General features: G+C 71.9%; 14 protein-coding genes and 1 riboswitch. Of the genes, 10 read left to right on the forward strand and 4 right to left on the reverse strand.

What is annotated here, in order from left to right; translation table 11 throughout:
• Window positions 1-33: 33 nt before the first annotated feature.
• A riboswitch (TPP riboswitch) is annotated at window positions 34-149 on the forward strand.
• 33 nt (window positions 150-182) lie between these two features.
• From thiC to D466_RS0108210, 8 genes are all read left to right on the forward strand, one after another.
• A complete protein-coding gene (thiC, locus tag D466_RS0108175; RefSeq protein ID WP_018913228.1) occupies window positions 183-2,069 on the forward strand; it encodes a phosphomethylpyrimidine synthase ThiC in 1,887 nt (628 codons plus the stop codon).
• The gene (locus D466_RS21100; protein ID WP_018913229.1) at window positions 2,066-3,199 is read left to right on the forward strand and encodes an FAD-binding oxidoreductase; all 1,134 of its coding nucleotides are present in this window, start codon (window positions 2,066-2,068) and stop codon (window positions 3,197-3,199) included. Before thiC ends, D466_RS21100 begins: the two co-directional genes overlap by 4 nt.
• Complete coding sequence (thiS, locus tag D466_RS0108185; RefSeq protein ID WP_018913230.1) at window positions 3,189-3,431, forward strand: sulfur carrier protein ThiS; 243 nt, start codon at window positions 3,189-3,191, stop codon at window positions 3,429-3,431. Before D466_RS21100 ends, thiS begins: the two co-directional genes overlap by 11 nt.
• A 53-nt stretch (window positions 3,432-3,484) precedes the next feature.
• Complete coding sequence (locus tag D466_RS21105; RefSeq protein WP_018913231.1) at window positions 3,485-4,477, forward strand: thiazole synthase; 993 nt, start codon at window positions 3,485-3,487, stop codon at window positions 4,475-4,477.
• Window positions 4,474-6,030 (forward strand): bifunctional hydroxymethylpyrimidine kinase/phosphomethylpyrimidine kinase, encoded by a 1,557-nt coding sequence (locus D466_RS21110; RefSeq protein ID WP_018913232.1) that lies wholly within the window; start codon window positions 4,474-4,476, stop codon window positions 6,028-6,030. The genes D466_RS21105 and D466_RS21110 overlap by 4 nt, the downstream gene beginning before the upstream one ends.
• A 142-nt stretch (window positions 6,031-6,172) precedes the next feature.
• Complete coding sequence (locus D466_RS0108200) at window positions 6,173-6,853, forward strand: hypothetical protein (RefSeq protein ID WP_018913233.1); 681 nt, start codon at window positions 6,173-6,175, stop codon at window positions 6,851-6,853.
• Window positions 6,854-6,997: 144 nt separating this feature from the next.
• Entirely contained in the window at window positions 6,998-11,731 is a 4,734-nt protein-coding gene (locus tag D466_RS21115) for a glutamate synthase-related protein (RefSeq protein ID WP_051083715.1), read from the forward strand.
• A 59-nt stretch (window positions 11,732-11,790) separates the two neighbouring features.
• On the forward strand, window positions 11,791-13,278 hold the full coding sequence (locus tag D466_RS0108210; protein ID WP_018913235.1) for a glutamate synthase subunit beta: 1,488 nt from the start codon (window positions 11,791-11,793) through the stop codon (window positions 13,276-13,278).
• A gap of 127 nt (window positions 13,279-13,405) precedes the next feature.
• Here D466_RS0108210 and D466_RS0108215 read toward each other — a convergent pair whose 3' ends face one another.
• On the reverse strand, window positions 13,406-13,870 hold the full coding sequence (locus D466_RS0108215) for a hypothetical protein (RefSeq protein WP_156004123.1): 465 nt from the start codon (window positions 13,868-13,870) through the stop codon (window positions 13,406-13,408).
• A gap of 155 nt (window positions 13,871-14,025) precedes the next feature.
• Here D466_RS0108215 and pdxH point away from each other — a divergent pair, with 155 nt between their 5' ends.
• Window positions 14,026-14,664, forward strand: a complete 639-nt coding sequence (gene pdxH, locus D466_RS0108220; protein WP_026285029.1) for a pyridoxamine 5'-phosphate oxidase — start codon at window positions 14,026-14,028, stop codon at window positions 14,662-14,664.
• A 79-nt stretch (window positions 14,665-14,743) separates the two neighbouring features.
• On the forward strand, window positions 14,744-15,346 hold the full coding sequence (locus tag D466_RS0108225) for a thioredoxin fold domain-containing protein (RefSeq protein WP_038165703.1): 603 nt from the start codon (window positions 14,744-14,746) through the stop codon (window positions 15,344-15,346).
• 64 nt (window positions 15,347-15,410) lie between these two features.
• Here D466_RS0108225 and msrA read toward each other — a convergent pair whose 3' ends face one another.
• The 3 genes from msrA to D466_RS0108240 all read right to left on the reverse strand — a co-directional run bounded on the left by msrA (window position 15,411) and on the right by D466_RS0108240 (window position 21,825).
• Window positions 15,411-16,019 carry a peptide-methionine (S)-S-oxide reductase MsrA gene (gene msrA, locus D466_RS0108230; protein ID WP_018913239.1) on the reverse strand — a complete coding sequence of 203 codons (609 nt, stop codon included), beginning with the start codon at window positions 16,017-16,019 and terminating at the stop codon, window positions 15,411-15,413.
• A gap of 338 nt (window positions 16,020-16,357) precedes the next feature.
• Window positions 16,358-20,215 carry a DUF748 domain-containing protein gene (locus D466_RS0108235; protein ID WP_018913240.1) on the reverse strand — a complete coding sequence of 1,286 codons (3,858 nt, stop codon included), beginning with the start codon at window positions 20,213-20,215 and terminating at the stop codon, window positions 16,358-16,360.
• 59 nt (window positions 20,216-20,274) lie between these two features.
• Window positions 20,275-21,825, reverse strand: a complete 1,551-nt coding sequence (locus tag D466_RS0108240; RefSeq protein WP_038165708.1) for a UbiD family decarboxylase — start codon at window positions 21,823-21,825, stop codon at window positions 20,275-20,277.
• Window positions 21,826-22,040 lie beyond the last annotated feature (215 nt).

The raw sequence follows: 22,040 nt of genomic DNA on the forward strand, positions 1-22,040 counted from the left end.
CGTCGCAACAGATCGAATCAGGTCTATACTGAACCATGCTTGTCGGAGTGCCGGATGCGCGTAGCGTGCCGGCTGAGACTGCCCCCGGGCGGAATCCGCAGAACCTGATCGGGGTCATTCCCGCGTAGGAAACCAAGTCGCCCCAGCGCTTCGGCAGGCCTCTCACACCCAGGAGACCAGCCATGTCCGAAGTTCGCCGCAGCGTCGATCCGGCGCGCCTTTCCAGCCGCATCACCCGCAGCCCCTTCCCGGGATCGCGCAAGGTCTACCTCGACGAGGTGGCCGGCGCTCCGGTGCCGTGGCGCGAGATCGCGTTGTCGGACACCCTGCTGGAGACCGCGCCCGGCGTCACCCAGTTGCAGAAGAACGCGCCGCTGCGCGTGTACGACACCTCGGGCCCCTACACCGACCCGACGATCCCCATCGACGTGCGTGCCGGCCTGCCCGCGCTGCGCGGCCCCTGGCTGGATGCGCGCGACGACATGCAGCGCCTGGACGGCCCCAGCAGCGAATACGGCCACGCACGCCAGAACGACCCGGAAACCGCCTCGCTGCGCTTCACGTCGCCGCCGCAGCCGCGCCGCGCGCGCGCCGGCGCCAACGTCACCCAGATGCACCTGGCGCGGCGCGGCATCATCACCCCCGAGATGGAATTCATCGCGTTGCGCGAGAACCTGCAGCGCGCGCAGTTGCCCGAGGCCCTGCAGCAAAACGGCGGCCAGCACCGCGGCAGCTGGTTCCAGGCGCAGCGCCCGATCGACGCCGAGTTCGTGCGCAGCGAGGTGGCGGCGGGCCGCGCGGTGATCCCGGCCAACATCAATCACCCCGAGATCGAGCCGATGATCATCGGCCGCAATTTCCTCACCAAGGTCAACGCCAACATCGGCAACTCGGCCGTCACGTCCGACATCGAGGACGAGGTGGACAAGATGGTGTGGGCGATCCGCTGGGGCGCCGACACGGTGATGGACCTGTCCACCGGCAAGCACATCCACGAGACCCGCGAGTGGATCGTGCGCAACAGCCCGGTGCCCATCGGCACGGTGCCGATCTACCAGGCGCTGGAGAAGGTCGGCGGCGTCGCCGAGGACCTCACCTGGGAACTGTTCCGCGACACCCTGGTGGAGCAGGCCGAGCAGGGGGTGGACTACTTCACCATCCATGCCGGCGTGCTGCTGCGCTACGTGCCTCTGACGGCCTCGCGGGTCACCGGCATCGTGTCGCGCGGCGGCTCGATCATGGCCAAGTGGTGCCTGGCGCACCATCGCGAGAATTTCCTCTACACCCATTTCGAGGAAATCTGCGACATCATGAAGGCCTACGACGTCACCTACTCGCTGGGTGACGGCCTGCGCCCGGGCTCCATCGCCGACGCCAACGACGAGGCCCAGTTCAGCGAACTGCACACGCTGGGCGAGCTCACGCAGATCGCCTGGAAGCACGACGTGCAGGTGATGATCGAGGGCCCCGGCCACGTGCCCCTGCACATGGTGGCGGTCAACGTCGAGGAAGAGCTCAAGCACTGCTACGAGGCGCCGTTCTACACCCTGGGGCCGCTGACCACCGACATCGCGCCCGGCTACGACCACATCACCAGTGCCATCGGCGCCGCCAACATCGGCTGGGCCGGCACCGCGATGCTGTGCTACGTGACGCCGAAGGAGCACCTGGGCCTGCCCGACCGCGAGGACGTGAAGCAGGGGCTGATCGCCTACCGCATCGCGGCCCACGCCTCGGACCTGGCCAAGGGCTACCCGGGCGCGCAGCTGTGGGACAACGCGATCTCCCGCGCGCGCTTCGAGTTCCGCTGGGAGGACCAGTTCCGCCTCGCGCTGGACCCCGACACCGCGCGCGCCTTCCACGACGCCACGCTGCCCAAGCAGGCGGCCAAGACCGCGCATTTCTGCTCCATGTGCGGCCCCAAGTTCTGCTCGATGAAAATCAGCCAGGACATCCGCAACGCGGCCGCGGCGGAGTCCAGGCAGGCCACCGAGGCCTCGGCCCTGCGCGACGAGCTGGCGCGCAAGGCGGCGGAGTTCCGCAAGTCGGGCGGGGAGATCTACCAGTGAACTCGGCGTCCGCCTCGCCGCACGTCGGCATCGCGGGCGCGGGGCTGGCGGGGCGCCTGCTGGCCTGGCGCCTGTTGCGCCGCGGCGTGCGCGTGAGCCTGTTCGACGCCGGCGCGCGCGACGACCGCGGCAGCGCCGGGCCGACCGCCGCGGCCATGCTGTCGCCCACCGCCGAGCTGGCGGTGGCCGACGCGCACATCCACGAGCTCGGCAGCCGTTCGCTGGACCTGTGGGCGAACTGGCTGCAGGCCTTGCACGCGCAGACCGGCAAGGAGGTGTATTTCCGGCGCGAGGGCACGCTGGTGGTCGCGCACGCGCCCGACCGCGGCTCGCTCGCGCACTACGCTTCGCTGTTGCGCGCGCACCTGCCCGCCGCCGAGGCCGCGGCCTCGGTGCAGGCCGCCGATGCCCAGCGCATCGGCGCGCTGGAACCGCTGCTGGCCGGGCGCTTCGCCGAGGGCCTGTACCTGCCGCAGGAAGGCCAGCTGGCCAACGACCAGCTTTACGAGGCGCTGGCGGCGGCGCTGGACCAGGCGCTGGCCGCCTGCGGGGGCGCCTGGCACGAGCGTTGCGCCATCGAGTCCGTGCAGCCGCACGCGCTGCTGGCGCGCGACGGCTCGCGCCACGACTTCGAGCTCGCGGTGGACTGCCGCGGCGTGGGCGCGCGCGGCGACATGCCGGGCCTGCACGGCGTGCGCGGCGAGGTGCTGACGGTGGCCGCGCCCGGCGTCGAGCTGCGCCGCCCGGTGCGCCTGATCCACCCCCGCTACGCGCTGTACGTGGCGCCGCGCCCCGGCGGGCGCTTCATCGTCGGCGCCACCGAACTGGACAGCGAGGATCCCGGGCCGATCACCCTGCGCTCCACGCTGGAGCTGGGCAGCGCGCTGTACAGCCTGCATCCGGAATTCGGCGAGGCGCGGGTGCTGCGCCTGGCCGCCGCGCTGCGCCCCGCGCTGCCCGACCGGCAGCCGGTGGCCGCCCCGGATGCGCAGGGCGTGTGGCGCATCAACGGGCTGTTCCGCCACGGCTACCTCATCGCGCCCGCGGTGGTGGCGCAGGCCGAACGGGGCATCGCCGAGGCCCTGGGCCTGCCGCCGGCGCTGGACCAGGAGTTTCGCGATGCGGCCTGAATCCCTGGCCTGCGCGGGGACGGCCGTGCTCGCGCTGTCGGTGAACGGCGAGAGCCTGCGCAGTGCCGCGGGCACGTTGCACGAGCTGCTGGCCGAGTGCGGCTTCGACCCCGTCCGCGGCGAATTCGCCTGTGCCGTCAACGGCAGTTTCGTGCCCCGCGCGCAATGGGCCGCACGGCTTCTGGCCGACGGCGACTGCGTGGACGTCGTCGCCCCCGTGGTGGGCGGCTGAGCCGCCCGCGCCGCGCCTGGAATTCCCTGCAATCCGCAGTCCCCGGAGTCGTCATGGAAACCGAAATCACCGCCCCCGAAGCCTGGAACCCCGGCGCCGGCGCCGCAGCCGCCGGCCTGGCCACGGCGGCCGCCGCCGCGGTGCCCGCCGGTTCGCACGCCGGTCCGCACCCCGGTTCGCCCGGCCATCCGTCCGTCAATCCGGCCGCAGCGTCCGGCGCGAGTTCGGAGCCCTGGAGCGTGGCCGGCGCGACCTTGCATTCGCGCCTGTTCCTGGGTACCTCGCACTACCCCAGCCCGCAGGTGCTGGCGCAGGCCGCGCAGGCCTCGGGCGCGCAGGTGTTCACCGTGGGCCTGCGCCGGCTGCAGCCCGAGAGTGGCGGGGGCAGCGCCTTCTGGCAGCGCATCCGCGAGCTGGGCGGGCACCTGCTGCCCAATACCGCCGGCTGCCACGGCGCGCAGCAGGCGGTGAACCTGGCGCGCATGGCGCGCGAGTTGTTCGGCACCCCCTGGATCAAGCTGGAGGTGATCGGCGACGACTACACCTTGCAGCCCGACCCCTTCGGCACGCTGGAGGCGGCGGGCGTGCTGGCGGCCGAGGGTTTCGAGGTGTTCGCCTACACCACCGACGACCTGGTGCTGGCGCGGCGCCTGCTGGATGCCGGCGTGGCCGCGGTGATGCCGTGGGCGGCGCCCATCGGCTCCGGGCGCGGGCCGCAGAACCTGCAGGCGCTGCGCACGCTGCGCGAGCGCCTGCCCGACGCCGTGCTGGTGTGCGATGCCGGGCTGGGCCGCCCCTCGCACGCCGCGCAGGTGATGGAAATCGGATTCGACGCCGTGCTGCTGAACACCGCGGTGGCCGAGGCTGCCGACCCGGTGCGCATGGCGGGCGCCTTCGGCGCGGCGGTGCGCGCCGGGCGCGACGGCTACCTCGGCGGCATCATGCCCGAGCGGGACACCGCGCAGGCCTCGACCCCCACGGTGGGCATGCCCTTCTGGCATGAGGCGCAACGCACGGCCACGGCGGGCGGCGGAGCGGCTTCTTGAGCGCGGGCGCCACGCTGCTGAGCATCGCCGGGCACGACCCCAGCGGAGGCGCCGGCATCGGCACCGACCTGGCGGTGTGGCAGGCCATGGGCCTGCACGCCAGCAGCGTGTGCACGGCCCTCACCGTGCAGGACGCCGAGGGCGTGCGCGAACTGCAGCCCACCCCGCTGCCCGTGCTGCGCGGCGCGCTGGCGGCGGCGCTGCGCGAGCTGCGGCCGTCGGCGGTCAAGCTGGGCATGCTGGGCGGGGCGCAAGCCGCCGCCGAGGTGGCGTCCTTCTGCGAGGCGCTCGACGTGCCGGTGGTATGGGATACGGTGCTCGGAGCCGCCGCCGGCGGCGTGCCGCTGCTGGATGCCGGCCCCGACGTGTTGCGCCGGCTGGCGCGCGCCGCCACGGTGATCACCCCCAACCGGGTCGAGGCGGCCCGGCTGCTGGGCGTGGAGCCCTGGGAAGGCGAGGGCGCGCCGCCGCCCGCCTGGCTGGCGGCGCTGCGTGATCGCTGGCTGCAGGGCGGGCTTACGCGCGCGGTGCTGATCAAGGGCGGACACGCGCAGGGAGCGAGCAGCGTGGACTGGCTGTGCACGGCCGACGGCGTGCAGGCGCTGGCCGTGCCGCGCCTGCCGCCGGGGCCGGGGGGCCGGGTGCACGGCACCGGCTGCGTGTATGCCTCGGCGCTGGCCGGCATGCTGGCGCAGGGTGCCGACCTGGTGCAGGCGGCGGTGGAGGCGCAGTGGCGCACCCACGCGGCGATCGCGCAGGCCTGGGTGTCGCCGGGCGGACGCGCGATGGCCCATGCGGCGGCGCGCCCCGGCAGCGGGGATTTCCCGGCGCTGTACGCGGGGGTTCCCGCCGAGGCCGGCGCCTTCGCGCCGCTGCCGCGCGCGCCGGGCCTGTACCCGGTGGTGCCGGATGCCGACTGGGTGCTGCGCCTGCTGGAGCTGGGCGTGGACACGGTGCAGCTGCGCGCCAAGGACCTGGCGGGCCCCGAGTTGCGCGCGCAGGTGCGCACGGCCGCCGAGGCCGCGCGTGCCCGCGGCGCGCAGCTGTTCATCAACGACCATTGGCGCGAAGCCCTGGATGCCGGGGCCTGGGGCGTGCACCTGGGCCAGGAAGATCTGCTGGAGCTGCGCCCCGGGGATGTGGAATCGATGCGCTCGGCCGGGCTGCGCCTGGGCCTGAGCACCCACAACCCGGCGGAGCTCGCGCGCGCCCACGCGCTGCGCCCCAGCTACCTGGCGCTCGGCGCGGTGTGGCCGACGACGGGCAAGCAGGTAGCCCACGTGCCGCTGGGCCTGGCCCGTCTGCGCGAGCTGGCCTCGCGCTGCAAGCCCCTGTATCCGCTGGTGGGCATCGGCGGCATCAGCCTGCAGCGCGCCGCCGCGGCGATGGACTGCGGGCTGGACGGATTCGCGGTGGTCGGCGCCGTCGTGGGCGCGGCCGACCCGGCCGAGGCCGTGCGCCAGGGCCAGGCGATCGCGCAGGCGGCTCTGCGCTGGCGCGAGCAGCTGGCGCAAGGCGTGGGGACGCAGGCGGAAGCGAGGGCGCCGGCCTGAGGCGGCGCATCCCGCGCCGGAACCCGCGCAGCAGCCCCGCAGGGCAGCCCCTGAAGCAGCTCCCAGGGCAGCTCCCAAAGCAGCTCCCAAAGCAGCTCCCAAAGCAGCCTGAATCGCACCCGGGCGGGCGCACAATGCGGGCATGGCCCGTCAAGCCCGACTCTGCCTGCCCGGACAGGCGCACCTGGTGCTGCAACGCGCGAGCGCCGAGGTGTTCCGCGAGCCCGCCGACTACGAGGACTACCTGCAGCGCCTGGCGCAGACCGCGCAGCGCGCCGGGGTGCAGGTGCACGGCTACGCGCTGCTGCCGAGCGCGGTGTGGCTGGTGCTCACCCCCGCCGATTGCGCCGGCCTGTCCTCGCTCATGCAGACCCTGGCGCGCTGCGCCAGCCGCCGGCGCGGCGAGGGCGCCGGGCTGTGGCAGGGGCGCTACCGCAGCGCGCTGCTGCAGCAGGCCGGCTGGCTGCTGCCGGCGCTGTGCACGGTGGACCTGGCGCCGCAGGCCGAGGGCCTGTGCGCCGACGCCGCGACCTGGGGCTGGAGCAGCCTGGGGCACCACACCGGGCGCCAGCCCAGCGGCTGGCTGCGGGAGGTGCCGCCGTACTGGGAACTGGGCAACACTCCCTATGCGCGCGAGGCCGCCTACGCGGCCCTGCTGAAAACCGATGCTGCACAGCAGCATCGGGAGCCCATCGAGCGCGCGCTGCGCGCCGCGGCGGCACTGGGCGACGCCGCGTACGTGGCCTGGGCCGAGCAGCAGCTGGGCCGCAGCCTGCGCACGCGTTCGCGCGGCCGGCCGCGTGCTTCCGAGGCGCCGCAATAATCTGTCCCCGATTCTTGAGGGGGATTCCGGGCGCCTCTTTTAATTAGGGACAGAGCAAGGAAACTTTCCTTGCCCGCCTTGCCGCATTGCAGTAGAGTCCATGCTCCCCTCGTAGTTATCGAGTCTTTCGTCGTGGAGCAGACCATGCAGCAGCAGCCCGAGCAAACCGAGATCCAGGAACTGGCCCGGCATGGCCTGTACGACCCGGCGCGCGAGCACGATGCCTGCGGCGTGGGCTTCGTGGCGCACATCAAGGGCCACAAGTCGCACGACATCGTGCGCAACGGCCTGCTGATCCTGAAGAACCTGGACCACCGCGGCGCGGTGGGCGCCGACAAGCTGATGGGCGACGGCGCCGGCATCCTGCTGCAGATCCCCGACGCCTACTACCGCGCCGAGATGGCCGTGCAGGGCGTGGAACTGCCGCCCCCGGGCGAATACGGCGTGGGCATGATCTTCCTGCCGCGCGAATCGGCGTCGCGCCTGGCCTGCGAGCAGGAAATCGAGCGCGCGGTGCGTGCCGAGGGGCAGCAGGTGCTGGGCTGGCGCGACGTGCCGGTGGACCGCGACATGCCCATGTCGCCCACGGTGCGCGCGAAGGAACCGGTGATCCGCCAGATCTTCATCGGCCGCGGTCCCGACGTCATGGTCACCGATGCGCTGGAGCGCAAGCTGTTCGTGATCCGCCGCGTGGCCAGCCACGCCATCCAGCGCCTGAACCTGCGCCACGGGCGCGAGTATTTCGTGCCTTCGATGTCGGCGCGCACCGTGGTCTACAAGGGCCTGCTGCTGGCCGACCAGGTGGGCGAGTACTTCCGCGACCTGCAGGATCCGCGCGTGGTCTCGGCGCTGGCGCTGGTGCACCAGCGCTTTTCCACCAACACCTTCCCCGAGTGGCCGCTGGCCCACCCGTACCGCATGGTGGCCCACAACGGCGAGATCAACACCGTCAAGGGCAACTACAACTGGATGCGCGCGCGCGAGGGCGCGGTGAGCTCGCCGGTGCTGGGCGAGGACCTGCGCAAGCTGTGGCCGCTGATCTACGCGGGCCAGAGCGACACCGCCAGTTTCGACAACTGCCTGGAACTGCTGGTGATGGCGGGCTACCCGCTGTCGCACGCGATGATGATGATGATTCCGGAGGCGTGGGAGCAGCACGCGCTGATGGACGAGCGCCGGCGCGCCTTCTACGAGTATCACGCCGCGATGATGGAGCCCTGGGACGGCCCGGCCGCCATCGCCTTCACCGACGGGCGCCAGATCGGCGCCACGCTGGACCGCAACGGCCTGCGCCCGGCGCGCTACGTGGTCACCTCGGACGACCTGGTGATCATGGCCTCCGAGGCCGGCGTGCTGCCGGTGCCGGAAAGCCAGATCGTCAAGAAGTGGCGCCTGCAGCCGGGCAAGATGTTCCTGATCGACATGGAGGTCGGGCGCATCGTCGACGACAAGGAGATCAAGGAGCAGCTGTCCGCCGCGCGTCCCTACCGCCAGTGGATCGAGAACCTGCGCATCCGCATCGACGACATCGAGCACTGCGGCGACGAGCCCGACGGCGAACTCGCGCTGCTGGACCGCCAGCAGGCCTTCGGCTACACCCAGGAGGACCTGAAGTTCCTGCTGGCGCCGATGGCCGTCAACGCCGACGAGGCGGTGGGCTCGATGGGCAACGACGCCGCGCTGGCCGTGCTGTCGGACCGCCCCAAGACCCTGTACAACTACTTCAAGCAGCTGTTCGCGCAGGTCACCAACCCGCCGATCGATTCGATCCGCGAGAACATGGTGATGTCCCTGGTGTCCTTCATCGGCCCGCGCCCGAACCTGCTGGACATCAACCAGGTCAACCCGCCGATGCGCCTGGAAGTCAGCCAGCCCGTGCTCGACTTCGACGACATGGCCAAGCTGCGCAACATCGCCGCCCACACCGGCGGCAAGTTCCGCAGCTACGAGATCGACATCTGCTACCCGGTGGCCTGGGGCCACGAGGGCATCGAGGCGCGCCTGGCGTCGATCTGCGCCGAGGCGGTGGACGCGCTGCGCAGCGGGCACAACATCCTCATCGTCACCGACCGGCGCCTGAGCGCCGAGCGCGTGGCCATTCCCGCGCTGCTGGCCACCAGCGCGGTGCACCAGCACCTGATCCAGCTGGGCCTGCGCACGCAGACCGGGTTGGTGGTGGAGACCGGCAGCGCCCGCGAGACCCACCACATGGCCGTGCTCGCCGGCTACGGCGCCGAGGCCGTGCACCCCTACCTGGCGCTGGACACCATCGTCGACCTGGCGCGCGAGCTGCCGCCCGAGCTGGGCCCGGACAAGGCGGTCAAGAACTACATCAAGGCGGTGGGCAAGGGAATGCTCAAGGTCATGTCCAAGATGGGCATCTCGACCTACATGAGCTACTGCGGCGCGCAGATCTTCGAGGCGGTGGGCCTGTCCTCCGACCTGGTGGACAAGTACTTCACCGGCACCTCGTCGCAGATCGGCGGCATCGGTGTGTTCGAGGTCGCGCAGGAAGCCCTGCGCCTGCACCGCGACGCCTTCGGCGACAACCCGCTGCTGGCCGGCATGCTCGACGCCGGCGGCGAGTACGCCTGGCGCACCCGCGGCGAGCAGCACATGTGGACCCCGGACGCGATCGCCAAGCTGCAGCATTCCACCCGCTCGAACAACTACCAGACCTACAAGGAATACGCGCAGATCATCAACGACCAGTCGCGCCGCATGCTCACGCTGCGCGGGCTGTTCGAGTTCCGCGTGGACCCCGCCCGTGCGATCCCGCTGGACGAGGTCGAGCCGGCCACCGAGATCGTCAAGCGCTTCGCCACCGGCGCCATGTCGCTGGGCTCCATCTCCACCGAGGCGCATGCCACGCTGGCCGTGGCCATGAACCGCATCGGGGGCAAGAGCAACACCGGCGAGGGCGGCGAGGACCCGCTGCGCTACCGCCAGGAAATGCGCTCGGGCGACGCCGGCATCGGCGACGGCGCCACGCTGGGCAGCGTGCTCGGCGAGCAGCGCGTGGTCAGCGACATTCCGCTGAAGGCCGGCGATTCGCTGCGCTCGAAGATCAAGCAGGTGGCCTCGGGCCGTTTCGGGGTCAGCGCGGAGTACCTGGCCAGCGCCGACCAGATCCAGATCAAGATGGCGCAGGGCGCCAAGCCCGGCGAGGGCGGCCAGCTGCCCGGCGGCAAGGTCTCCGAGTACATCGGCATGCTGCGCTACTCGGTGCCCGGCGTGGGCCTGATCTCGCCGCCTCCGCACCACGACATCTATTCCATCGAGGACCTGGCGCAGCTGATCCACGACCTGAAGAACGCCAACCCGCGCGCGTCCATCAGCGTCAAGCTGGTGTCCGAGTCGGGCGTGGGCACGGTGGCCGCGGGCGTGGCCAAGGCCAAGGCCGACCACGTGGTGATCGCCGGGCACGACGGAGGCACCGGCGCCTCGCCGCTGTCCAGCATCAAGCACGCCGGCTCGCCGTGGGAGATCGGCCTGGCCGAGACCCAGCAGACCCTGGTGCTCAACCGCCTGCGCGGGCGCATCCGCGTGCAGGTGGACGGGCAGATCAAGACCGGGCGCGACGTGGTCATCGGCGCGCTGCTGGGGGCCGACGAGTTCGGCTTCGCCACCGCGCCGCTGGTGGTCGAGGGCTGCATCATGATGCGCAAGTGCCACCTCAACACCTGCCCGGTGGGCGTGGCCACGCAGGACCCCGAGCTGCGCCGGCGTTTCCAGGGCAAGCCCGAGTACGTGGTCAACTATTTCTTCTTCATCGCCGAGGAAGTGCGTTCCATCATGGCCCAGCTGGGCGTGCGCCGCTTCGACGACCTGGTGGGACGCGCCGACCTGCTCGACATGCGCGGCGGCATCCAGCACTGGAAGGCGCAGGGCCTGGATTTCTCGCGCGTGTTCCACCGCCCCGTGCTGGCCGAGGACGTGGCGGTGCGCCAGGTCGACGAGCAGGACCACGGCCTGCAGAAGGCGCTGGACCACCAGCTCATCGAGCGCGCGCGCCCGGCGCTGGAACGCGGCGAGAAGGTGCAGTTCATCCACAACGTGCGCAACGTCAACCGCACCGTCGGCGCCATGCTGTCGGGGGAGGTGGCGCGGCGCTACGGACATGACGGGCTGCCGGACGACACCATCCACATCCAGATGGAAGGCACCGGCGGGCAGAGCTACGGCGCCTTCCTGGCCCGCGGCATCACGCTGTACCTGATCGGCGACGCCAACGACTACACCGGCAAGGGCCTGTCGGGCGGGCGCATCGCGGTGCGCCCGAGCATCGAGTTCCGCGGCGACGCACCGCAGAACATCATCGTCGGCAACACCGTGCTGTACGGCGCGCTGGAAGGCGAGGCCTTCTTCCGCGGCGTGGCCGGCGAGCGCTTCGCGGTGCGCAACTCCGGCGCCACCGCGGTGGTCGAGGGCACCGGCGACCACGGCTGCGAGTACATGACCGGCGGCACCGTGGTCGTGCTGGGAGAGACCGGGCGCAACTTCGCCGCCGGCATGAGCGGCGGCGTGGCCTACGTGTACGACCCCGACGGGCAGTTCGCGCGCCGCTGCAACACCTCCATGGTGGCGCTCGAGCGCGTGCTGCCGGACGCCGAGCAGCGCGCCACCATGGGCGAGGCGCTGTGGCACCGCGGGCGCACCGACGAGGAACAGCTGCGCGCGCTGCTGCAGGCCCACCACCGCTGGACCGGCAGCCTGCGCGCACGCGAGCTGCTGGACCAGTGGGAGGCCGCGCGCGGGCGCTTCGTCAAGGTGTTCCCGCAGGAATACAAGCGGGCCCTGGGCGAGATGGGCGCGCGCCGCGAGGCGGCCGCGGCCACCCGCAAGGCGGCCGAGTCGGCGCAGGTCGAGGCCAAGTAAATCCGTGGCGGACCGGCCCGGCGCCGGTCCGCGCAGCGCACAGCATCGAGGGAATCGAGATGGGAAAGACCACCGGGTTCATGGAATTCGAGCGCCAGGAGGAGAGCTACGAGGCTCCCGCGGTGCGCCTGAAGAACTGGAAGGAGTTCGTGCACCAGCTGCCGGACGACAAGGCCAAGCTGCAATCGGGGCGCTGCATGGATTGCGGCATCCCGTTCTGCAACAACGGCTGCCCGGTCAACAACGTGATTCCGGATTTCAACGACCTGGTGTGGCGCGGGCAGTGGCGCGAGGCGCTGGACGTGCTGCACTCGACCAACAACTTTCCCGAGTTCACCGGACGCATCTGCCCGGCGCCCTGCGAGTCGGCCTGCACCCTGGGCATCAACGCCGCGCCGGTGGGCATCAAGTCCATCGAGCACGCGATCATCGACAAGGGCTGGGAGATGGGCTGGGTGCAACCCCAGCCGGCCGCTCACCGCACGGGCAAGCGCGTGGCGGTGGTGGGCTCCGGGCCCGCCGGGCTGGCCGCCGCGCAGCAACTGGCGCGCGCCGGGCATGACGTGACGGTGTTCGAGAAGAACGATCGCGTCGGCGGGTTGCTGCGCTACGGCATTCCCGACTTCAAGCTGGAGAAGAGCCACGTGGACCGGCGGGTCGAGCAGATGCGCGCAGAGGGCGTGCGTTTCGAGACCGGCATCCTGGTGGGCCAGATGCCGGCCGAAGGGCCCGGCGCCACCGTGACCAACCTGGCCGCCCAGCAGCGCAGCCCCCAGCAACTGCTGGGCGAGTTCGACGCCGTGCTGCTGACCGGCGGCTCCGAGCATCCGCGCGACCTGCCGGTGCCCGGGCGCGAGCTCGACGGCGTGCATTTCGCGATGGAATTCCTGCCCCAGCAGAACCGGGTGAACGCCGGCGACAAGGTCAAGGGCCAGATCCTCGCGACTGGCAAGCATGTGGTGGTGATCGGCGGCGGCGACACCGGCAGCGACTGCGTGGGCACCAGCAACCGCCACGGCGCCGCCAGCGTGACCCAGTTCGAGCTGCTGCCGCAGCCGCCCGAGCAGGAGAACAAGCCCCTGGTGTGGCCGTACTGGCCGATCAAGCTGCGCACCTCCAGCAGCCACGAAGAAGGTTGCTCGCGCGACTGGTCGGTGGCCACCAAGTCCTTCGTGCCGGGCACCGGCAAGGACAAGGGCAAGGTCAAGCAGGTGCAGGCCTGCCGCGTGGAGTGGAAGGACGGGCGCATGCAGGAGGTGCCGGGCAGCGAGTTCATGCTGCAGGCCGACCTGGTGCTGCTGGCCATGGGCTTCGTGCATCCCGTGGCCCCGGTGCTCGAGGCCTTCGGCGTGCAGCGCGACGCGCGCGGCAACGTCAGCGCCGGCACCGAGGACGCGGGCGGCTACGCGACCAACGTGCCCAAGGTGTTCGCCGCCGGCGACATGCGCCGCGGCCAGAGCCTGGTGGTGTGGGCGATCCGGGAAGGCCGCCAGGCCGCCCGGGAAGTCGATCGCTTCCTCATGGGTTCCACCGAGCTGCCTCGCTGAGGTCTGGCGGGCGGCCTGCCCGGCTCGCCCCCCACCGGCCCCTCTCAAGAAAACGCCGGGCCGCCCCAAGTTTTCTTGACCCCCACGGGGGGCGGGCTGGGCGCAGCCCGGCCCTGGGGGCCCTCACTCAGAATGGCGATTCGGTGCGGCCGGGTTGCGGCGGCGCCGCCACCGGCACGAAGGGGCACTGCGTGGTGTCGAAGTGGGTCATGGTGGCGCCGCTGCACAGCAGCCAGTCCACCGTCGGGCTCGGGCGCATCCAGCCTGGAGTGACCGGGCGTTGCACCGGGAATTCGCCGATCAGCCGCGGGTAGGGGAAACGCGAGAAGTAGGGTGCGTACACGCACTCGATGCGCCCGCGGTCGGAACTGGCGTCGGGCTCGGGGTACCAGCCGATTTCCATCAGCGCCGTGGGGTGCGCGGAGTCGAAGTTGCGGGTGCTCCAGCCGCCCGCGGGCCGCTCGCCGTTGGTCATCGCGGGGCAGAGCATCGGAGCGGGTTCGGCCGCGCGGGCGCGAGGGGCGGCGGCCAGGGCCAGGCAGGAAAGCGCGGCCAGGGTGGCCATGCGGGTGGCCATGCGGGAAGACGGCATGATGTCGGTCCTTTCGGGTGGGTGCGAGCCAGGCCTCAGGACACTGGGAGTCGTCGAGCGCCCGAAGGTTCCCCGATCCCCGCGCTTCGAGGGGATGCATGCTGGCGCGCCGCGGCCGCAACGCGCGGCAGGCGCCCTTTTCCTATACTGGCCCGATGGACAACCTGGCCGATCTTCGCAAGGACTACGCCCGCGCCGAGCTGGACGAGGCGCACGCCGATCCCGACCCCACCCGTCAGTTCGAGCACTGGCTCGCCGAGGCCGTGCGGGCGCGCCTGCCCGAGCCCAACGCCATGACCTTGGCCACCGTGGGGGAGAGCGGAAGGCCCTCCACGCGGGTGGTGCTGATCAAGGGCGTGGATGCGCGCGGCATCGTCTGGTACACCAACTACCACAGCCGCAAGGGGCGCGAGCTGCAGGCCCATGCTGTCGCGGCGCTGCAATTCCACTGGGTGGAGCTCGAGCGCGTGGTGCGCATCGAGGGGCATGTGGAAAAGGTGTCCGACGAGGAGTCCGACGCCTATTTCGCCAGCCGCCCGCTGGCCTCGCGCATCGGCGCCTGGGCCTCGGAGCAGAGCCAGCCCATCGCGGACCGCTCGGTGCTGGTGCGGCGAGCCGCCGCCTACGGCCTGCAGTTCGGCCTGCAGCCGCCGCGTCCGCCGCACTGGGGTGGTTTCCGCCTGGTGCCCGACGCCTGGGAGTTCTGGCAGGGGCGCCCGTCGCGCCTGCACGACCGCCTGGCCTATCGCCTCGGACCCGACGGAACCTGGGCACGCCAGCGCCTGGCCCCCTGAGCACAGCGCACCGGTGTCGTGCGCCCCGTTGCCGGCGGTGTCACAATGGCTCGGTCAAACACCCCTGGGAGTGCATTCGATGCGTCACGATGCTTCCAATCCGGTACCGCCTCGGCGCCTGATGCTGGGCGCCGCAGCCGCCGGGCTGCTGGCAGCCTCCGGCGTGCCGGCCGCGCGGGCCGCGCAAGGCGCGCAGGCCGCGGCGCTGCTTGCGGCGATGGACCAGGCCACGAGCGTCCAGCAAGGCCGTGGCGGGCACAAGCTCTATGTGTTCTTCGACCCCAACTGCCCCTATTGCCACCAGCTGTACCTGAAGCTGACCCCGCTGCTGCAGCGCGACCAGTTGCAGGTGCATTGGGTGGCCCTGGGCATGCTGACCGCCAGCAGCCTGCCCAAGGCGGCGGCCATCCTGCAGGCGCCCGACCGGCTCAAGGCCTTCGAGACCAACGAGCACGACTACGACTTCGCCGCCAACGGCCAGCCCGGTGGAGGCATCGAGCCGGCCGCGAACATCGAGCCGCGGACCCGCCAGCTGCTGCAGCGCAACCTGGACATCTACCGCGAGCACAAGCTGTTCGGCGTTCCGGTGATGGTGTGGAAGCAGCGCGGCGGCCAGGCGGACATGTTCACCGGCGTGCCCTCCGACGGACAGCTGCGCGAGCTGCTGGCCAGGATGGCCTGAAGCGCCGCCGGCAGGGCGGGTGGGGCGGCGCCCGGCGTGGCCGGGGCCCGTGCCCGTGCGCGGCTCAGGCCTTGGGAGCGAGCCGGCCGGCGAATTCGCGCTGCACCTTGGCCATCTTGGGCGCGATCACCACCTGGCAATAGCCCTGTTCGGGATGCTGCTCGAAGTAGCGCTGGTGGTAGGCCTCGGCCGGCCAGAACACCCGTAGGGCCTCGAGTTCGGTGACGATGGGCTGCCCGCCGTAGCGCCCGCCTTGCTCCAGGCGCCGGAGGTACTCGCGCACCACGGCCTCGTGCTCGGGCTGCTCGAAGTAGATGCCCGAGCGGTACTGCGGGCCCACGTCGCCACCCTGGCGGTTCGGCGTGGTCGGGTCGTGAATGGTGAAGAACAGGTCGAGCAGTGCCTGCAGGCTCAGGCGCCGCGGGTCGAAACGCACCCTGACGGCCTCGGCATGCCCGGTGCGCCCGCCGCAAACCTGCTCGTAGCTGGGCTGGTCCACCTGTCCCTGGGCATAGCCGCTGGTGGCTTCCAGGACGCCGTCCAGTGCCAGCACCGCGGCTTCCACGCACCAGAAGCAGCCGCCGGCCAGGGTGATGGTTTCCAGCGCCGGCGCGGCGGCTTGCGAGGCCGCGTCCTGCGGGGTGGTCGTGCTCGTCGTATCGGTCATGCTCATGGCGAGGGCTCCTGCAGGCCGACCATACGCCATTGCGCGAAGCTCTGCAGGGGGCCCGGTCCACGCGCGAGGCCGGGGCCGGCGCACAAACGAGAAGGCCGCGTGCCTGAAGCGGCGACGCGGCCTTTAGGACCGCGGTACCCGGGTGTGTTGCCGAGTACCGCACCCGGCACGGAGTGCCGGAGTTGGCATGCTCGGCACGGGCTGAACCCGGGCCGGCGGTCGTGGCGGCTCAAACCCCCGCGACGCCTCCAAATCTAGGCCTGCGCTCGTCCATCGTCAAGAGCAAAACCCCAAAAATTTATGCCTGCGGGCAGGCTGCCGCGCCGTGCCGGAGATCAGGGCAGGCTGACGCTCAGGCGCGCGCTGGGCGAGCACTCCTTGGCGCCCGGGCCCTGCACCTCGGGCGCGGCGATGAACTGGCGCGCGGCGGGCACGCCCAGCTTGCTCAGGGCCTCGCGCAGCGCGATGGCGCGGCGCATCGCCAGCGCCTGCTGCTGGTCGGCTCCGTCGGGTATGGACTTGAGCAGCAACTCCTGCATGGTCTGCGGCGGCACGCTGCTGGCCAGGCCCAGGGCGTTGCGCGGCTTGTCGGGCAGCGAGGTGGAGCGGTAGAGCTCCGCCAGCGCCTGGTCGCGGTCCTTCGCCGGAACCTGGCTGTCCTTCGCATGCGCATAGGCCTCGGCGCGCGGCAGATCGCGCCGCCACGCCTGCAGCAGCCGCCGCTCCAGCACCGCGTGTTGCAGCGCGGACGCCTCGGCGCTGCCGCAGCTGCCGCCGGTGATGGTGACCACCAGCTGCGACTTGGCCTGCAGCAGCCGGGCGATGTCGGCCAGGCGCGTGGCATCGGCGGCCTGCAGCTGCGCCTCGCCGGCGGCGAAGGGCACCACGTTGAGTTGCGGCGGCGGCGCGGAGCCCGAGAACATGTGGGCCATCAGCGAGAAGGGGGCGGTGATGGCGCGCAGCAGCAGCTTGCCGATGGCCTGCGCGATGACCGCGCCGAGGCTGAAGTGCGGGTCGTTGAGGGAACCGGAGATGGGGATGTCCAGGTTGATGTTGCCGTTCGGATCCTTCAGCAGGTTGACCGCCAGCAGCACGGGCAGCTTGGTCGCCGTCGGGCTGTCCACGTGGGGGCCGAAGGTGAGCTGGCGCAGCACCAGCTTGTTGTCGGCTTCCAGCTTGCCGCCGGCGTCGATGTCGTAGTGCACGTCCATGGACAGCAGGCCGCGCTCGATGCCGTAGCCCGCGTAGCGGGTGGAGTAGGGCGACAGCGGTGCCAGCTGCAGGTCGTCGACCCGGCCGTGCACGTCGAGCTGCGGCGGGCTGAGCAGGGGGTTGACCTGGCCCGTGAGAGTGACGGGAGCCGTGCCCTCGGCCACTGCGCGCAGGTCCACCTTGGCCTGCTGCGGCGAGTCGGAGGAAAAGGCGCCGATGCTGCCGTGCACGTTGCCCAGGGTGGCCGAGTAGTTGGGTTGCACGAAGTGGTCGGCCCAGTCGACGCGGCCGCCGTCCAGCGTGATGCCGCCGATGCGCAGGCTCAGCGGCAGGGCATTGGCGCGGCCGGCGGAGCCCTGGGCGGGCGCCGCGCGCGCTGGCGGCGCGGCCGGCGAGGTGGGCGCGGAGGCGGCGGGGGCCGCGCCGGCCGGGCGCAGCACCTCGGCCACGTTCAGGCGGGCCTGCGGGCTCAGCGTGAGGCGGGCGTAGAAGTTGCGCAACAGCACCTGCCCGATGTCCACGTGGGTCGCCGGGCTGGCGGCCGGGTCCACCTGCACGTGCAGCGGCTGCAATTGCAGCGAGCGCCAGCCGAGCAGGCTCGCGTCGGGCTGCTGGGTGTTGAGCGCGAAGCCGTCGAGCGAGGCCTTGCCGTCGAAGCCCAGGCGCGGCCCGCCCGCGGCGAGCGACACGTCGAGGCTGCCGTCGGCGTCCGCGGTGCCACGCACCACGCGGGCATTCACGCGCGGCAGGTAGTCGCCGGCCACCTGCACCGGCAGGCCCTGCGCGCGCAGCTGCCCGTGCAGGCGCCACGGCGCGGAGCGCAACTGGCCCTGCAGGCTGATCAGCGCGCCGGCGGCGGCGCCACGCGGCCCCGAGGGGATGGGGGCCTGGCGGGCGTCGAGCACATGGGCCTGCAGACTCAGGCCGGCGGCGTCGCGCATGGGCCAGGAGGCGTGGTGCAGCTCGGCGTTCACGCCGCTGAAGTACAGCACCACCGGGCGCGCCGCATGGGTGTCGGCGAAGCCCACGGTGGCGCCGCGGATGCTGGCGTCGGCCACCTGCACGCTCCACGGCCGTGCCGCGCCGGCGGGCTGCCTGGCAGCGGGCGCCGCGGCGGACCCCGCGGGCTTGGCCGCCGGCAGCAATCCGGCGGGCAGCATCCGCTGCAGCGACCATGCGCCGCTGGAGTCGCGGGTGACGGCCGCCTGCGGCTGCAGCAGGGCGACGCTGCCCAGGCTCAGGCTGCGCGCGTCCACGTCCACCTTGGCGTCCCGAATCTGCAGGCCTGCCGCGTGCATGCCGGCCGGGCCGCCGATGGACGGCTGCTCGACGTCCAGCGCGCCCGCGCCGATGCGCAGCATGGCGGGGCCTGCGCTCCAGGCCACGCTGGCGTCGCGCAGCACCAGGGCCTTGGCTCGCGGGCCCTGGCCGGCCTCGGGGCCGGCGGGCTGCCAGCTGAAGTCCTGCCAGCGCGCTTCGGGCACCACGGCGTGCAGCGCGTGGCCGGCCCAGTTCAGCCGGGCGCGCGCCTGCAGCACCCCGGAGGGCAGCGGAGCGCCTTGCAGCCAGGGCTCGGCGTAGGGCTGCGCGAGCCGCGGATCCAGGCCCTGCAGGTCCACGGTGGCCTCGGCCTTGGCGGCATCGGCGCTGGCTTGCAGGCTCAGCTTCAGGCCCTGGGGCCCGAGCAGCTGGGCGCTGGCCTGCAGCGGCTTGGCGGTGCCGGCCGGCGGCAGGGGCCATTGCGCCGGGCCCACGCTGAGCTGGGGCATGCGCAGGGTCCAGTCCACCACCGGGTGGACGGTGGCGTCATGCCATTGCAGTTGCGCATCGCGCAGGCTGGCGCCGGCCAGTTCCACCCGCCAGGGCGGCGCCGCGGGCGCCGAAGCCGCGCCGCGGGGCCCGGCCGGAGCCGACGAGGAAGCCGTGGCCGGGGCGGAAGCGGAGGCTGGCGGAGCACTGGAGCGGGTGGCGGCGGCCGGGGCCGGCGCGCTCAGCTCGGAGCGGTCCAGCCGCGCCTGGACGCCGTCGACCTGCAGGCTTCCCAGGCGCACGCTGCGCAGCATCGGCTGCACCGAGACCAGGTCCAGGCCGGCCTTGGCGATCTGCACCATCGCATGCCCCGAACGTTCCAGGGTGACTGCCTGCAGCTGCACGTGCCCGGAGAGCTCAGGGCCTGCGGCGCTGCGCAGCGGCCACTGCATGTGCAGCGTGGTGTCCAGGCTGCCCTGGCTCAGGCGCAACGCCAGGTCCTTGGGCTGCAGCGCGCTCCACGGCGCCAGCGCCAGCTTGTCCAGCTGCAGGTCGACGCGCAGCACGGGCTTGGCGCCGAACACGGTGCCGCCGAAGCGCAGGCTCAGCGGCGCGCCGTCCAGCAGGCCCTTGGCGCTGGCGTGCAGCGTGCCGTCGGCGCTGCCCAGCGTGGACAGGTCGGTCAGCTGCAGGTGCAGGTTGCGCATGGTCGTGCGCAGGCCGCTGGCCTGGTCCTCGTAGGACAGGGTGCCGTCCGTGAGTTCGAAGTCGTCCAGCGAGAAGGCCGGGGTGCCGCCGGACGATTTCGACGAGGGGCTGGCGGCCAGGCGGCGCAGGATGTCCTCGAAGTCCATCCGGCCGGCCGCGTCGCGCACCACGCGCAGGCTCAGGCCTTGCAGGCGCAGCTCGCCGATGCGCGGGTGCAGGCCCCACAGCGAGGTCCAGTCCAGGCGCACGCTGCCTTGCTTCAGGCGCAGCGCATCCGCGTGCCCGGTTGCGTCGAGCACCTGCAGGTCCTGCACCCGCAGGCGCAGCAGCACGGGGTTGAAGCTCAGCGGCCCTACGTGGACGACGCGGCCCAGGCTCTGCTGGCCCAGCCGGGGGATCTCCCGGCGCAACAGGGAAGGCACGGCCCAGGGGGAGACGGCCATCAGCAACAGCACCAGCAGCGCGAGGACGGCGAGGACGCGCAGCGACCAGCGCAGCGAAATTCGAGCGTAGGGCGGCATCATCCTCTCATTATGAACAAAACCCGCGAGAAAAACGTGGGTTCAGCGCAAGTTCCGGCCCGTCAGAGCGGCCGCCCGCTGGCGCGGCCGGCGGGCCACAGCTGGCGCACCAGGTCTTCCGCGCGGCGCTGCACCTGGGCGTCGGGGACGATCGGGCGGCCCCATTCGCGCGAAGTCTCGCCGGGCCACTTGTGGGTGGCGTCCATGCCCATCTTGCCCCCCAGGCCCGCCTGCGGCGAGGCGAAATCGAGGTAGTCGATGGGTGTGTGGTCGATCAGCGTGGTGTCGCGCACCGGGTCCATGCGCGTGGTGATGGCCCAGATGACGTCGCGCCAGTCGCGGATGTTCACGTCATCGTCGGTGACGATGATGAACTTGGTGTACAGGAACTGGCGCAGGAAGCTCCACAGGCCCATCATCACGCGCTTGCCGTGCCCGGCGTACTGCTTGCGCATGGAGACCACCGCCAGGCGGTAGGAACAGCCCTCGGGCGGCAGGTACACGTCGGTGATCTCCGGGAACTGCTGGCGCAGCAGGGGCACGAACACCTCGCCCAGCGCGGCGCCCAGCACGGCCGGCTCGTCGGGCGGCTTGCCGGTGTAGGTGGAGTGGTAGATGGGGTCCTTGCGCCGCGTGATGCGCTGCACTTCGAACACCGGGAACCATTCCTGTTCGTTGTAATAGCCGGTGTGGTCGCCGAAGGGCCCCTCCAGCGCGTGCAGCCAGCCGCCGATTTCCTTCAACGCGACCCCGGTCTCGCTGCGGCCCTCGAAGCCGGGCGCGGCCGGCGGGATGTGCCCTTCCAGCACGATCTCGGCGTGCGCCGGAACCTGCAGCGGCAGCCCCACGCAGTCGGCCACCTCGGTGCGCGAGCCCCGCAGCAGGCCGGCGAACTGGAACTCCGACAGCGAATCGGGCACCGGGGTGACGGCGCCCAGGATGGTGGCCGGGTCGGCGCCCAGCGCCACCGCGATGGGAAAGGGCTGGCCCGGGTGCATCGCGGCGTGGTCGCGGAAGTCCAGCGCGCCGCCGCGGTGCGAAAGCCAGCGCATGATCAGCTGGCGCCTGCCGATGCGCTGCTGGCGGTAGATGCCCAGGTTCTGGCGCGGCTTGCGCGGGCCGCGCGTGACCACCAGGCCCCAGGTGAGCAGCGGCGCCGCGTCGCCGGGCCAGCAGGTCTGCAGCGGCAGCGCGTCCAGGTCCACCGCATCTCCTTCCAGGCATTCCTGCTGGCAGGGCGGGCGGCGCAGGGTGCTGGGGCGCATGTCCCAGACCGCGCGCACCAGCTGGAACAGTTCGCCGGCGTCCTTGAGACCGCGCGGCGGCTCGGGCTGGCGCAGCGCCGCCAGCACTTCGCCGATGCGCCGCAGTTCGCCGACCTCCTGCGCGCCCATGCCCAGCGCCACGCGGTGGGTGGTTCCGAACAGGTTGCCCAGCACCGGCATGCCGTGCCCGGTGGGGTGCTGGAACAGCAGCGCGGGCCCGCCGCGCTGCAGCATGGCGTCGCACACCGCGGTCATTTCCAGGCGCGGATCCACCGGCTGCGCAACGTCGACGAGGTCGCCTTGACCTCTCAGGACATCCAGGAAATCCCTTAGATCGCGGTATTTCATATAACGAAAAGTTTGGTATACAAAAGGCTTATCAATTGACAGGATATAAGCAAGCTCTAAAATGGCGCTCGTTCTCGCACCACCGATGGGTCCTGCTCGCTTGGGGTCAGGGCCTACGCAGCGGCCTACGGGCTTCGCCTCGCGCGGGGCGTGCGATGGAATCGCCCCGGAACCGTCCCGGCCCCGAGCCCGGTGACGGCGTGCCAGCCGCATCC

It is taken from the genome of Thiomonas sp. FB-6, assembly GCF_000377645.1.
GTDB lineage: Bacteria > Pseudomonadota > Gammaproteobacteria > Burkholderiales > Burkholderiaceae_C > Thiomonas_A.